Genomic DNA, 576 nt, shown 5'->3' with positions numbered 1-576 from the left:
AAGCTTGCTTACAGCTCCCCGAGGCAGTATCGTTGTTCGCCACGTCCTTCATCGGCTCCTAGCGCCTAGGCATCCTCCGTGTGCTCTTAGTAGCTTAACCATAATGACTCCTGTTTTGCCCGATTCGAATTCTTGTTTTGCGCTAGGCGCAAAGCCAAAGGCTCTCATCGTTCAAAACACTCGTCTGCTACTTAAAACTTAAACTTGTTGACACAAGTTCAGCTAAAAGGATATTTCTAAAACGCAGATTCGTTTCGTTATCTAGTTTTCAAGGATCAAATCATCCAGTCTTGCGACCGGACTTATATCATACCAAATCCCGAATCGCTTGGCTACAAGCAAGTTCTGGAAATCGTATGCGAGAGTTTGAACTCTCAAAACTGACCAACGAGTGAGTAGTTGCTTTGCTTATGCAAAGCGGGTACGGCGACTTGCGTCGACCGTTATTCGAATGCTTCCATCGCAGGAAGCGATTCTCCATAGAAAGGAGGTGATCCAGCCGCACCTTCCGATACGGCTACCTTGTTACGACTTCACCCCAATCATCTACCCCACCTTCGGCGGCTGGCTCCTTGC

2 rRNA genes are annotated in these 576 nt (G+C 47.9%); both read right to left on the bottom strand.

The features are described from left to right. Positions 1 to 100 (bottom strand): 23S ribosomal RNA (locus KI379_RS33685); the annotation flags it as partial. Positions 101 to 483: 383 nt separating this feature from the next. Further along, positions 484 to 576, bottom strand: a 16S ribosomal RNA gene (locus tag KI379_RS33680); the annotation flags it as partial.

It is taken from the genome of Paenibacillus cineris (assembly GCF_018333335.1).
Classification (GTDB): domain Bacteria; phylum Bacillota; class Bacilli; order Paenibacillales; family Paenibacillaceae; genus Paenibacillus_AQ; species Paenibacillus_AQ favisporus.
This window is presented reverse-complemented; position numbering and strand designations above follow the sequence as displayed.